The sequence below is a fragment of the Novosphingobium sp. BL-S-32 genome, from assembly GCF_056857055.1.
Genome location: NZ_CM166476.1, coordinates 2,278,904 through 2,292,057 on the forward strand (window position 1 = coordinate 2,278,904; position 13,154 = coordinate 2,292,057).

The 13,154-nt window shown below is 67.0% G+C and carries 11 protein-coding genes; 6 read left to right on the forward strand and 5 right to left on the reverse strand.

Going from position 1 to position 13,154, the window contains the following annotated elements; translation table 11 throughout:
• The first annotated feature begins 7 nt into the window (after positions 1-7).
• Together cydB and cydX are read left to right on the forward strand one after the other, a co-directional pair.
• Positions 8-1,156, forward strand: coding sequence for a cytochrome d ubiquinol oxidase subunit II (cydB, locus tag AC1VVK_RS10635; RefSeq protein ID WP_482902952.1), 1,149 nt, complete (start codon positions 8-10; stop codon positions 1,154-1,156).
• 10 nt (positions 1,157-1,166) lie between these two features.
• Complete coding sequence (gene cydX / locus AC1VVK_RS10640) at positions 1,167-1,283, forward strand: cytochrome bd-I oxidase subunit CydX (protein ID WP_132387935.1); 117 nt, start codon at positions 1,167-1,169, stop codon at positions 1,281-1,283.
• A 47-nt stretch (positions 1,284-1,330) separates the two neighbouring features.
• Here cydX and AC1VVK_RS10645 read toward each other — a convergent pair whose 3' ends face one another.
• From AC1VVK_RS10645 to panC, 4 genes are all read right to left on the reverse strand, one after another.
• On the reverse strand, positions 1,331-2,722 hold the full coding sequence (locus AC1VVK_RS10645; protein ID WP_482902953.1) for a PepSY-associated TM helix domain-containing protein: 1,392 nt from the start codon (positions 2,720-2,722) through the stop codon (positions 1,331-1,333).
• On the reverse strand, positions 2,722-5,007 hold the full coding sequence (locus tag AC1VVK_RS10650; protein ID WP_482902954.1) for a TonB-dependent receptor: 2,286 nt from the start codon (positions 5,005-5,007) through the stop codon (positions 2,722-2,724). Before AC1VVK_RS10650 ends, AC1VVK_RS10645 begins: the two co-directional genes overlap by 1 nt.
• A gap of 90 nt (positions 5,008-5,097) precedes the next feature.
• Entirely contained in the window at positions 5,098-5,502 is a 405-nt protein-coding gene (locus AC1VVK_RS10655; RefSeq protein WP_482902955.1) for a DUF2946 family protein, read from the reverse strand.
• Between the two features lie 74 nt (positions 5,503-5,576).
• The gene (panC, locus tag AC1VVK_RS10660; RefSeq protein ID WP_482902956.1) at positions 5,577-6,449 is read right to left on the reverse strand and encodes a pantoate--beta-alanine ligase; all 873 of its coding nucleotides are present in this window, start codon (positions 6,447-6,449) and stop codon (positions 5,577-5,579) included.
• A 159-nt stretch (positions 6,450-6,608) separates the two neighbouring features.
• Between panC and AC1VVK_RS10665 the strand changes: the two genes are divergently transcribed.
• Genes AC1VVK_RS10665 through pgmG form a run of 3 tightly spaced genes read left to right on the forward strand, consistent with a single transcriptional unit; the run spans position 6,609 to position 9,191 of the window.
• Positions 6,609-7,421 carry a division plane positioning ATPase MipZ gene (locus tag AC1VVK_RS10665; protein WP_132387943.1) on the forward strand — a complete coding sequence of 271 codons (813 nt, stop codon included), beginning with the start codon at positions 6,609-6,611 and terminating at the stop codon, positions 7,419-7,421.
• 10 nt (positions 7,422-7,431) lie between these two features.
• Positions 7,432-7,767 (forward strand): J domain-containing protein, encoded by a 336-nt coding sequence (locus tag AC1VVK_RS10670; protein WP_482902957.1) that lies wholly within the window; start codon positions 7,432-7,434, stop codon positions 7,765-7,767.
• An 11-nt stretch (positions 7,768-7,778) separates the two neighbouring features.
• Entirely contained in the window at positions 7,779-9,191 is a 1,413-nt protein-coding gene (gene pgmG, locus AC1VVK_RS10675; RefSeq protein ID WP_482902958.1) for a phosphoglucomutase/phosphomannomutase PgmG, read from the forward strand.
• On the opposite strand, the gene AC1VVK_RS10680 is transcribed toward pgmG, so the two are convergent.
• On the reverse strand, positions 9,188-10,459 hold the full coding sequence (locus AC1VVK_RS10680; protein ID WP_482902959.1) for an MgtC/SapB family protein: 1,272 nt from the start codon (positions 10,457-10,459) through the stop codon (positions 9,188-9,190). The genes pgmG and AC1VVK_RS10680 overlap by 4 nt on opposite strands.
• Positions 10,460-10,604: 145 nt before the next feature.
• Between AC1VVK_RS10680 and AC1VVK_RS10685 the strand changes: the two genes are divergently transcribed.
• Positions 10,605-13,088 (forward strand): ligase-associated DNA damage response DEXH box helicase, encoded by a 2,484-nt coding sequence (locus AC1VVK_RS10685; RefSeq protein WP_482902960.1) that lies wholly within the window; start codon positions 10,605-10,607, stop codon positions 13,086-13,088.
• The last annotated feature ends 66 nt before the right edge of the window (positions 13,089-13,154 follow it).

The following is a 13,154-nucleotide window of genomic DNA, read 5'->3' on the forward strand; positions in this document are numbered from 1 at the left end:
GGCAACGATGACCATTCCCTTCGACTACGAAACGCTGCGGCTGATCTGGTGGGCGCTGCTGGGCGTCCTGCTTATCGGCTTTGCGCTTACCGACGGTTTCGACCTCGGCTCGGCGGCGCTCCTGCCCTTCGTGGGGCGCACCGATGCCGAGCGCCGCATGGTGATCAACGCCATCGGCCCGACCTGGGAGGGCAACCAGGTCTGGTTCATCCTCGGCGGCGGGGCCATCTTCGCGGCCTGGCCGTTCGTCTATGCCGTCAGCTTCTCGGGCTTCTATCTGGCGATGTTCCTGGTGCTGGCGGCGCTGATCCTGCGGCCCGTCGGCTTCAAATACCGTTCGAAGAAGCCCGATGCGGGCTGGCGCTCACGCTGGGACTGGGCGCTGTTCGTCGGCGGTCTGGTACCCGCGCTGGTCTTCGGCGTGGCGGTGGGCAATGTCCTGCAGGGCGTGCCGTTCCGGCTCGATAGCGATCTGCGCAGCTTCTACGTCGGCACGCTGCTCGGCCTGTTCAGCCCCTTCGCGCTGCTGAGCGGATTGGTTTCGGTCAGCATGCTGGTGCTGCACGGTGCGGGCTGGCTGACGCTCAAGCTGGAACACGGAGCCGCGCGCGATCGGGCGCAGACTTACGGGCAGGTGGCCGCCCTTGTCGTCTTGGTGCTCTACGCGGCGGGCGGCGTGTGGCTGGCGGTGGGCGACATCGGCTACACGGTGATCGGCGCGGTCGATCCGATGGGCCCGTCTAACCCGCGGCTTGCCGTAAGCGTGCCGGCAGCGGGAGCGTGGCTGGCCAATTACGGCGCGCATCCGTGGATGATCCTGGCGCCGGTGCTGGGGCTTGCCGGGCCGCTGGTGGCGCTGGCAGGCATTCGCGGGCGCAAGGACGTGCTGGTCTTCGCGGGATCCTCGATGGCGAATCTGGGCATCATCGCCTCGGTCGGCCTGTCGATGTTCCCCTTCATCCTGCCCAGCTCGATCGACAACCGCTCCAGCCTGCTGGTCTGGAACGCCTCGTCCAGCCACATGACCCTGTTCATCATGCTGCTGGCGACGGTGATCCTGCTGCCCATCGTGCTCGCCTACACCGCCTGGGCCTACAAGATCATGTTCGGCCGGGTGACCGAGCGCGAAGTGGGCCTTAACCCCGATTTCTATTGAGGAGCCGACTATGTGGTACTTTTCCTGGATCCTCGGCGTCGGGCTGGCCGTCGGCTTCGGCATCATCAACGGCGTGTGGCACGAGTTCCACAGCGACCCGTCCGAAGAGAAAACGGTACTCGATTGACGTCATGACAGCGGCGGCGCTCTTGCAGGGAGCGCCGCCGTTTCGTTTCAGGCGGTTCGCCAGCCCATCCATGCACCCAGCCTCGGCGCGATCCGCTGGAGGCTCCACTCCGCCAGCACGGCAAGGCCCAGCGAGATCCCGAACATCGGCATCAGCAAGGCCATCAGCAGGACCAGCGCGACCAGAGCCCAGCTATGACGCAGCGGGGCCAGCGTGGTCGGTGCGCCGAGATGGCCCTTCGGCCGCCGTCGCCACCACAGCACCACGCTCGACAGGCAGAGCGTGACCAGCCCCAACAGCACCGCCAGATTGACGAGCTGGTTGGCCAGCCCCCGCCACGCCCCTTCGTGGATGGCGACACCGTAACCGACCGCGCGGTCGACCCAATGCCGCTGCGAGAAGCGCTGGATGCCGATCAGGGTACCGTCGTTCGCCACTTCGGCACTGTCGCGCATCGGGCGGTTCTCGTCCTGACTGCGGACCTGCCACGGCGCGCCGGAGGCCGTGGGCGGGCTGACCTCCACCGGATGGGCGAAACCAAGGCCGCCCGCGCGGCCGACGACGGCATCGAGTGCGGCGGGGCTTGCGGGCATGTGGCTCATGGTCATGCCGTGATGCTCGGCATGTTCGGACATCATTGCCCGCATTCCGGCATCGGCCATGGCGCGCCGGTGGGCGTCGGCATCGGAGCCGGCGGACCAGTCCTGCCGTCCGGCAGCGGTGCCGGTCAGATAGCGCACCTGCCCGAAGTAGCTCCCCCAGGCATTGGCCCAGGGCAGGCCCGTGGCGATCAGGAACACCGCGCCCAGCGTGATCCATAGGCCGGTGACGGCGTGGATATCGCGCCAGAACAGCGTCCGGCCCCGAAACAGGCGCGGGTAGAGCACCCCGGCAAGGCCGCTCGCCGCACGGGGCCACCAGAGGAACAGTCCGGTCAAAAGCATGACGATCGTCCAGCACGCCGCCGTTTCCACCAGCGCTGAGCCATAGTCTCCCGAAAGCAGTTCACCGTGCAGACGGAAGACCACGCGCATGAAGCGGCTTTCCTCCGGCACCTGGTAGAGCACCGCGCCGGTTTCGGGATGGACCCAGACGCGGATGTCGGTCGCGCCGTTGCCCACCAGCACTTCCACCGCGTCGGCCGGGGATCGGGGCAGGACGTACTTGTGGAGCATCGATCCCGGCACCGCCGCCACGGCGCCCGCGGCGATACGGTCGGGCGAAAGGCGCGGGGCCCGTCCGCTCGCGACGCCGTGATAGGGGGCATAGAGCGCCTGCTCGATCTGCGGCTTGAACAGATAGAGCCCGCCGGAGACGGAGAGCCACAGGACGAAGGGCACGCAGAACAGCCCGGCGTAGAAATGCCAGCGCCAAACCGCGCGGTACCAGCGTTCGGCCCGCATCTCCGGGCGCGTTTCGGTATGCGTTGCAGTGCCCATCACATCTTCCATCCCGCTTCCACCAGGAAGCTGCGCTGCGGGTAGGGGTGGTAGACCCAGGCCCGATCATTGGTCAGGTTGTCGACGCCCGCGCTCAGGCGCAGCTGTTCGGTCACGTCCCAGCTCACTTTGGCGTCGAGCGCGAAGAGTTCGGAGGTGTAGCCGTAGGTATCGCCGCGCTGGAGACCGAACAGGTCGGTGTTCGGGCGGCTGGCATAGCGCAGGCCCAGCGAAAGCAGGACCGGCGGGATCACGCGGTATCGCAGATTGCCGTTGAGCCGCCAGCGCGGGATGCGGGGGAACTGCACGCCCTCGGCGGCGGGGGCGGCGTCATTGCGCACGGTAATCGAATCGATCCACGCCGCGTTGGCATCCACGTCGAGACCGGGCAGCAGCCCACGCGCTTCCGCGATCAGTTCGAAGCCATATTGGCGAGTAAGGTCGATATTCTTGAACGTCGACGTCGTGACGCCATTCTGGTTGAAGCCGGTGAAGGCGAAGATCGTGTTGCTCACTCGCTGCCAGAACGCCGATCCGGTGAGCTTCACTTTGCCGAACTGGCGGGCGAGCAGCAAGTTGGCGTCGGTCGAGCGCTCGGGCTTCAGGTTCGGGTCGAAGCTGTCGGGATTGAAGCTGCCGTCGCCATTGAGACTGCCCTGGAACAGTTCGCCCACGGTGGGAAAGCGCGTGGCCTTGGCAAGGCTGAGCTGGAGGCTGGTCTGATTGTCGATCGCCCATTCGGCCGAGGCCTTGGGCTGGAAGGCGCTGGCGTGGCGGCTGTTGTAGCGGTTGAACACCGGCTGGCCCGAGGTGTCGAGCCGGCCAAGCCCGCCGCCGAACGCACGCCAATCCTCGAAGCGACTGCCCAGCGTCAGCGTGACCGTGCTGATCGGCACGCGCAGTTCGGCCCATGCCGCAAGGTTGCGGGTCTTGCCGAAAGTCTCGGTCGAGAAGGCCGCTGCCGCATCACTGCGCCAGTTGGCGAGGGCGTAATTGACGATGTCGGTCCTGTAGAAATTGCCGCTGAGGCCCCCCGCCAGTTGCGCGCCGCCGAGATCGGCGGTCAGGCCAAGGTCGCCGGTGTACCAATAAGTCGGTCCCTGCCGCGCCAAGGTGCCCGCGCCGTCCGAGGCACCGGCCACATAGCCTGTCGACGTGAAGCCGTCCGACCGCAGGATCTGGTAGGTCGAGACATTGGCGGTCAGCGTCAGCGCATCGGAAAGCGGCGCCGCCACTTTGGCACCTGCCAGCAGTTCGTCCCGCACCGTGCGGGACCAGTTGGCGCCGCTGGCCTTGTAGGTCTGCCCGCCGATCGAGACGAGGCCGTCGCAGACCACGTTGCCGCCCGCGTTGCGCAAGTAGCAATCGGGGGCGGTCTGGCTGTCGAGATTGTGCCAATAGGCCAGCAGCACTTCGCCGCTCACGCCGGAGGCGCCGTCATAGCCGAGCCGCAGCTTGGCCTGATCCTGCGTGATCGCGGCGGGGCTCTGTGCCGCGAAGATCGGACTGGCGGTGGTGCCGGGGGCGCCCGCCATGTGTTGCTTCGGGTCGATCACTGCCCCGGTGACTTCGGGGCCGGTGCCGGTCGATGGCGTGAGGCCGTAGAACATCATCGGCTGGCCGTCGTTGCGGAAATGGCGGCCGGATAGGCGCAGCGACCACGGGCCGTCTTCCTGCCGGAAGCCCACGCCCGCCTCGCCCGACCAGCCCCAATAGCTGTCATGCGTCGCGAACTGGTCGTAGGGCTGGAGCAGGCCCTGCACGGTCACGAAAGCCTCGGTCTTCTCCGGGGAACGTGTGGTGATATTGACCACGCCGCCCATCGAATTGCCCGCGTAGCGCGCCGAGTAGGGGCCGTAGACGACGTCGAACTGTGAAACCTCGCCGGGGCCGACGACGCCCCACTTGGGTGCGTAAGCGAACGAATTGCCGAGGAAGTTGGAGACGGTGAAGCCGTCCACCATCACCAGCGAACGCGCGCTCTGGGTCGAATGGGTGCCGCGAAAGCCCGGAACGCCGTTGGAATCGCCCGCGAAGCGTTTGCGCACGAAGAAATCGGGCGCGTACTTCATCAGGTCCTCGACGTTCTGGGCGTTGACGCCTTGGAACTGCTCATCGCCAAGGCTGACCGAAAGGCCGCGCGCGTCCAGGCTGATCGGCGCGTCACGCTGACCGACGACAAGGATGGAATCGCCCGTCGGAGCATCTGCGGGTTCCTCGGCCATGGCCGGGAGGGAAATAAGGGCAAGCGGAGCCGCGCCAAGCGCGCGCCAGATACGGATCATCGAAAAGTTCACCTGATCGGCACGCGCGATGGGCGTCAGCGTGCACTCAAGCCGGAGGGGCCGCACGCGAACGCGCGGCTGTGGCGGGGATCAGATGGTCGCGGGTGGTCCGCGCAAGGGGGGCCGCAAGCCGGTGCGGACGGTGGCCAGCGCCAGCGGCGCGCGCAGGATCGCGGCGACGAAGACGAAAGCGATCGCGGCGGCCAAGAGCACCGGCAGTGCGGCGTCGATCGCCGCGGCCGCATGCGACGAGAAGGCGCAAGGGTGGTCCATCGCTTTGCCGGCATCATTTCCGGCCCCACCCTTGCGGGCGAGCGCGATCATGACCTTGCCGCCGGTAGAGGCGGCGCCGGAGCAGAGTTCCACCATCAGCGGACCGCCCTGCGCGGCGGGCATATAGCCGGCGGGAACCACGGCCTTGAGGCACAGCGCCACCGCCAGCAGCAGTGCCGCCAGTCCGGGTCGGGCCCGAAAGAAGTGCCGAAGAGTGCCCACGGCAGGGGGACTAGCCGGAAACGACGGCCCCGTCACGGCTCAAGTGCATGCGTCAAGAGAGTTCGGGGCGGCGATCAGGCCGAAGGCGCGACTGCCATGTTGTCGATCAGCCGGGCCTTGCCGATCCGCGCGGCGACCAGCAGGCGCATCGGTCGCTCGCTGCGGGCACCGAGCAGGTCAAGGTTCTCGGCATCGCGCAGTTCGGCATAGTCCACCGACGCGAAACCGCCCGCGATCAGCGCCGCTTCCAGCGCGGCGATGCTCCGGGCGACCGGCTCGCCGCTCTCGATCGCGGCGATCGCGACTTTCATTGCGGTGGGCAGGGTAACCGCCTGCGCGCGCTCTTCTGCCGCCAGATAGGCATTGCGCGAGGAGCGGGCGAGTCCGTCCGCCTCGCGCACCGTCTCCACCCCGATCACGCTATCGACATGGGGCCGGGTAAGATCGAGATCGCGCGCCATGCGGCGGATTACCGCCAGTTGCTGCCAGTCCTTCTCTCCAAACAGCGCAATATCGGGCAGGACCTGATGGAACAGCTTGCACACGACCGTGGCGACGCCATCGAAATGGCCGGGGCGCGAGGCGCCGCACAGACCGTCGCTGACGCCGGTAACCCCCACATTGGTGGAAAAGCCCTGCGGATACATCGCCTCCACGGTCGGGGCCCAGACCAGCGCCACGCCTTCGGGCTCCAGTAGCGCGCAATCGCGCTCAAGCTGGCGCGGATAGGCGTCGAGATCCTCGTTTACACCGAACTGGAGCGGGTTGACGAAAATCGAGACAACCACGTGATCCGCCCGCTTGCGCGCCTCGCGCACGAGTGTCAGGTGCCCTTCATGAAGCGCGCCCATGGTGGGCACGAGGGCGATCGTTCCGGAGCCGTTGTCCGATTGGCGGAGCGCGGAAACCGAACGGCGCAGTGGATCAAGGCTGTAGACGGTTTGCATTGGGGGTGTCTGCTCCGTTAGAATGAACTTGACCGGTCCTCGCGCCAGCCCTTAGCGCCGGCGCGCCCCGGGCGGCAATGGATATCCGCTTCCGGTGGAAGGGGATCAGACTTCGCTTGCCGGGCAGGGCCGGCGACAACAGGGAAAGCGACAGGGTCCGTGACAGCGCATCGCATCGTCTTCGCCAATGAAAAAGGCGGCACCGGCAAGTCCACCACTGCGGTGCACGTCGCCATCGCGCTCGCCTACCAGGGCGCGAAAGTGGCCGCGATCGACCTCGATCCGCGCCAGCGCACGCTTTATCGCTACCTCGAAAACCGCATCGAAACCGAAAAGCTGCGCGACATCGCGCTGCCGGGTGCGCGTTTCTCGGTCTACGACGGGGATGATATCGGCGAGCTTGACGATCTCTCCGAAGCCATCGCCGAAGGTTATGACTTCCTGATCTTCGACACCCCGGGCCGTGACGACCAGTTCGCCCGCCACGTCGCCGCCACGGCGGATACGCTGGTGACCCCGCTGAACGACAGCTTCGTGGACTTCGACCTGATCGGTCAGGTGGAGAACGATACGTTCCGCGTGAAGAAGCTCTCGTTCTATGCCGAACTCATGTGGGAAACCCGCAAGAAGCGCGGGTTGAAGACGATCAACGAAGGTCGGCGTGAGCTTGACTGGGTGGTGGTGCGCAACCGCGTCCAGCACGTCGAGGCGAAGAACATGCGCCGCCTTGAAGGCGCGCTCAAGGAACTGTCGAAGCGGGTGGGCTTCCGGATTTCGCCGGGCCTGTCCGAGCGCGTTATTTTCCGCGAACTGTTCCCCTCGGGCCTGACCTTGCTCGACAAGGGGCACCTTGGCGAACTCGGCACCAGCCATCTGGTCGCGCGGCAGGAACTGCGGCAGCTGGTGGCAGGGCTCAACCTGCCGATGCCGGACCGCCGCGAGCCGCAGTTCGAACTCGCCGACGAAAAGTGAAGCAGGGGCGATGAAACTCATCTGGCTCATCGCACTGGGTTGCATCGCCTGGAAGCTGACCACCGGGCAGTGGCCGTGGCGCAATCTGGCCCGCACGATGAAGCTCAACTCCGCTGCATCGCAGGAGGACAAGGGGCTGTCATTCGCGCAAATCCACGCGCAAGTGCAGGCCCGTGCGCTGCTCGGGCTACCCGAAGGCGCGAACCGCGAGGCCATCCTCGAAGCGCACCGCCGCCGCGTGGTTCAGGTCCACCCCGATCGCGGTGGATCCAATGAGAAGGTCCATGAGGCCAACGCCGCCCGCGACCTGCTGCTGGAAACGCTCGACCGGGGCGCCCGCAACTGAGGCCTCCCGGCATGATGGAAACCCATTGCTTCGATCCGACGATCCTGCGCGAATATGACATTCGCGGCGTTGTCGGCGTCAATCTCGGTACGGACGACGCGCTCGCCATCGGCCGCGCATTTGCCACGCTGCTGCGCCGCGAAGGCGGCCGCAAGGTGGTGGTCGGCCGCGACGGGCGGATCAGTTCCCCGGCGCTGGAAGCGGCGCTGGTGGAAGGCCTGCGGGCCGGCGGCGTCGATGTGGTGCGGATCGGCGTTTCGAGCAGCCCGATGCTCTACTTCGCCGAAGCGTCAGCTGAAGACGTGCAGGGCGGCATTCAGATAACTGGCAGCCACAATCCCGCCGATCAGAATGGCTTCAAGATGGTCATGCAGGGACGCCCGTTTTTCGGGGCGGCGATCCAGCGGCTGGGCGAAATAGCTGCGGTTGGCGCCTGGGAACGGGTCCATAGTGGCGGCCTCCTCGAAGATGTCAGCGTCGAAGATCGCAGCGTCGAGCATGCCTATGTCGAGTGTTTGCTGCCCGCTCTGGCAGGTCTCCCCGCAGACCGTCTGGCCGATCTGCGTATCGGTTGGGACGCCGGCAACGGCGCTGCCGGACCCGTACTGGAACTGCTGATCTCGCGCTTGCCTGGGGAGCATCATCTTCTCTTCACAGAAGTGGACGGGACCTTCCCGAACCACCATCCGGATCCGAGCGAGGAGGCCAATCTTGCAGACCTCAGGGCGCTCGTCGCGGCAAAGAACCTCGATTTCGGAGTGGCTTTCGACGGCGATGCAGACCGTATCGGAGTCATCGACGGAGCGGGCCGGGCGCTTGCCGGGGACCAGCTGCTGCTGATCTATGCGGAAGACCTGCTGCGCCGAAATCCGGGCGCGCAGGTCATTGCCGACGTCAAGGCCTCGCGCGTGTTGTTCGACAGCGTCGCGGCGCTGGGCGGCGTGCCGGACATGTGGAAGACCGGGCACGCGCTCATCAAGGCGCGGATGAAGGAAACCGGCGCGCTGCTCGCGGGCGAGATGACCGGGCACATGTTCTTCGCCGACGACTATTACGGTTTCGACGACGCTTTCTATGCCGCGCTGCGGCTGATCGCCGCGACCTTGCGGCTGGGGCGCAGTGTCGAGGATTTGCATGCGGCGATGCCGCGCCTCGTCTCGACGCCGGAACTGCGTTTCCGGGTGGCCGAAAGCCGCAAGTTCGCCGCCGTTGAGGAAGTCCATGCGCGGCTGATCGAAGCCGGGGCCGAGGTCGTGGCTGTGGACGGCGTGCGCGTCACGACGGCCGACGGCTGGTGGCTTCTGCGCGCCTCGAACACGCAGGGTATGCTGGTGGCGCGCGCCGAAAGCGAGACGGCCGAAGGGCTGGAGCGCCTGGTTGCGGAAATCGACGTTCAACTCGCCGCTTCGGGGCTTTCGCGCTAAAGCAGCGTCAGCACGGCTGCGCCGATGGCCAGCGCGCTGGCGGCAAGGGGCAGCGCGGCGGACCGGCCATTCCGCCATCCCGCAAGGCTGAGGACCACGCCCGCCTTGTACAAAGTGTTGAGCGCGATCGGCACGGCCAGCACCAGTCCGGCCATCCGCGCGTCGAGCGAGTGTCCGGTCAGGCCGCCCAGAGTGATGATGGCGGCATCGACATCGATTGTGCCCGCAAGCGCCAGAACCGCTCCCAGGCCCCGCTCGCCGAAGTTGTCCAGAACCCAGAGCGAGGCGACGGTCAGCACCATGACCAGCCCTGCCAGCATCAGTGCGGGCCCAATGTCGAACGGGTTGCGCATCGCGATTTCGTGGCCGGGATTCGGGGTGGCGGCGTTGCGGCTGCGCCTGAGGTACCAACCGGCGGCAATGATGGCGACGACAAGGCCGGGCGCGATCAGCCGCGCAAGCGTCGGCAGGGCGATCGGCGCGAGGATGGCCACCAGCACCAGCACGCGCAGGAACATGATGACCGAGGCGAAGGCGATGGCGGCGGGGAAGACCGGGCGCGGCTCCTCTCCCTCCTTCATGCGGCTGGCAAGCGAGGCGGTCACGGCCGCTGAAGACACCAGCGCCCCGGCGGCGGCGGTGGCGATGATTCCGCGCGTCGCACCGAGCATGCGGGTCGCGAAATAGCCGCCGAACGACAGGCCCGAGACCAGCACGACCACCAACCAGAGATGGCGCGGATTCCACGCATCGTAGGGCCCGAAAGCCTTGTCCGGCAACAGCGGCAGAATGACCAGCGCGACCAGCGCATAGCGCGCAATCGACAGCACCTCGCGCTGGCTGAGCCGGTTGATCCATCCGTGAAGCTGATCGCGCAGGGCCAGCAGGAGGACCATGATGACGGCGATGGCGGTGCCGGTCAGGCGCTCCCCGACGCCGACGAGAAAACCGCTGGCAAGCGTGAGCAGGGCGACGAGGCCGCTCGTCCCGCTGGCGGTTTCGCTGAGACGGCTGTCGCGGAGGTACCCCACCAGCACCAGCAGCCCTGCCGCGCCGAGCAGAACCGTGGCCGGTCCCGGCGCGCCGCGAAAGAGCATGCCGGCAATGCCGCCGACAAGGCCGATCAGTGCGAAAGTGCGGACGCCTGCGAAACGGGCGCCGTCCTGCCGGTCTCGCTGGGCCCAGCCGCGCTGGATGCCCACCAGCAGCCCGAGCGCAAGGCTCACGGCAAGTCGGGCGAGGTCGGAAAGCTCGAGGTCGATCGGCATGGGCCCCCGCGTCGGTGGCATCGGCTTGCCATGGTGACTGCGCGCGCGGCGAAGCGCAAGTCGGACGTTCTTGCGGTACAAGGCTTTTCTCGCGCCGCGGGACGTGCTCCACCTGTTCGGCCATGGCCGTGAACCGATCCGAGCGATGACCACAAAGTCTTCCGCAGATTCTCCTGCCGAAGTTCCTGTCGAGATCGGGGACTGGTTCGCCGCACGCGGCTGGCGCGTTCGGCGTCACCAGCAGGAGATGCTGGCGGCGGCGGACCGAGGCAATCACGCATTGCTCGTCGCCGATACCGGCGCGGGCAAGACACTGGCGGGGTTCCTGCCGACACTTGCGGATTTCTGCCCCTCTCGGCGGCAGGTGGCGGCGATGCCGGAAAGGCTGCACACGCTCTATGTCTCGCCGCTCAAGGCGCTTGCCCACGATGTCCAGCGCAACCTGCTGGCGCCGGTGGAAGAGATGGGACTGCCGATCCGCATCGAGACCCGCAGCGGTGATACGCCCTCGGACCGCAAGGCCCGCCAGCGCGCCCGGCCGCCGCACGTGCTGCTGACGACGCCCGAATCGCTTTCGCTGCTGCTGACCTATCCCGAAGCGCCGGAACTGTTCTCCGGCCTGAAACGCGTGGTGATCGACGAGATCCATGCGTTCGCCACCGGCAAGCGGGGGGACCTGCTCGCGCTGTCGCTCGCGCGGTTGCAGGCGCTGAGCCCGGGTTTGCAACGGGCCGGGCTTTCGGCGACGCTGGCCGATCCCGATGCCTTCCGGGGCTGGCTGGCCCCTTGGGGGGAGATCGATGCGGTGGAACTGGTAGAGGGCGAGCCCGGCGCCGAACCGGAAGTCTCGATCCTGCTGCCACAGGAGGAGCGCATCCCCTGGAGCGGCCACGCGGCGACATGGGCGATCCCGCAGCTGATCGAACAGATCAAGGCGCACCGCACCACGCTGATATTCACCAATACCCGCTTCCTTGCCGAGTACATCTTTCAGGAATTGTGGGACGCCAACGAGGACAACCTGCCGATCGGCATCCACCACGGCTCGCTCTCGAAGGAGGCGCGGCGCAAGGTGGAGGGGGCGATGGCCGAGGGGCGGCTTCGGGCGCTCGTATGTACCGCCAGCCTCGATCTCGGTGTCGATTGGGGCGATATCGACCTTGTCGTGCAGATGGGGGCGCCCAAGGGATCCTCACGCCTGCTCCAACGTATTGGCCGCGCCAATCACCGGCTCGACCAGCCCAGCAAGGCCATGTTGGTACCGGGCAATCGCTTCGAGTTCCTGGAGGCTTTCGCCGCGCAGGAAGCGGTGCGCGAGGGCCAGCGCGACGGTGAGGCTTTCCGCCCCGGCGGGCTGGACGTGCTGGCGCAGCACGTCATGGGCACCGCCTGTGCGGGGCCGTTCCGCGAGCAGGCGCTGCTTGCCGAACTGCGCTCGTCCGCCGCCTATGCCTGGGTGGACGAGACGATCTTCGCCCGCGTGCTCGATTTCGTGGCGACGGGGGGCTACGCGCTGCGCTCCTATGACCGCTTCCGCCGGATCGTGCGCGAGAAGGATGGGGAGGGGGGCTGGCAATGGCGGTTGACCCATCCCGAGCATGCCGCGCGCCATCGGCTCAATGCTGGGATCATCGTCGATGCCGAAATGCTGGAAGTGCGCTTCCGCAACGGCCGCTCGCTGGGGCGGGTGGAGGAAGGCTTCGGGGCCAGCCTCAAGCCCGGCGACACGTTCCGGTTTGCGGGGATGGATCTGGAGGTCGAGGCTCTGCGCGAACTGGAGCTGATCGTGCGGGCGGCCAAGCGTTCAGCTACGATACCCAGCTACATGGGCCAGCGCATGCCGATCTCCACGCATCTGGCCGAGCGCGTCCGTGCCATGCTGTTCGACCGCGCGGGCTGGGCGCGCTTTCCCGACGACGTGCGCGAATGGCTGGAAGTGCAGGACTGGCGCTCGCACTTGCCCGCGCCGGGGCGGCTGCTGGTGGAAAGCTTCCCGCACCACGGCGCTGCCTATACGACGTACTATACGTTCGAGGGCTGGCCGGCGAACCAGTCGCTGGGCATGCTGATTACCCGGCGCATGGAGGATCGCGGGCTAGGGCCGCTGGGTTTCGTTGCCACCGACTATGCGTTGGTGGTCTGGGGGCTGAAGCCGGTGGAGGCCCCCACCGCGCTGCTCTCGCCCGATATCCTGACGCACGAATTCGTCGACTGGGTGCAGCAGTCCTACCTGCTGCGCCGGGCCTTTCGCGAAGTGGCGGTGATTTCCGGGCTCGTCGAACGGCAGCAGCCGGGGACGCGCAAGTCGGGCCGGCAGGTCACCTTCTCGACCGATCTGATCTACGATGTCCTGCGCAAGTATGAGCCCGATCACTTGCTGATAGAGGCCGCCTGGGCCGATGCCCGCGCGCGCATGACCGATGTGGCCCGCGTGGCCGATGTCCTCGACCGGGCGGCGCGTGAAGTGGACCATGTCCGGCTGGACCGGATCAGCCCGCTCTCGGTCCCGGCCCTGTCGATGATCGGCCGCGAATCGCTGCCGTCCGGAGCGGCCGATGAAGACCTGCTGGTGGAGGCGGAGAGCCTTGCCTCGCTGGCGATGCGGGTGGACCCGCCCGAGGAGGTCTGAGGCTATCTGCGCAGGGCAAAGAAAAAGGGGCGGATCTCTCCGCCCCTTCCTTGGTTCCCGAGGGAA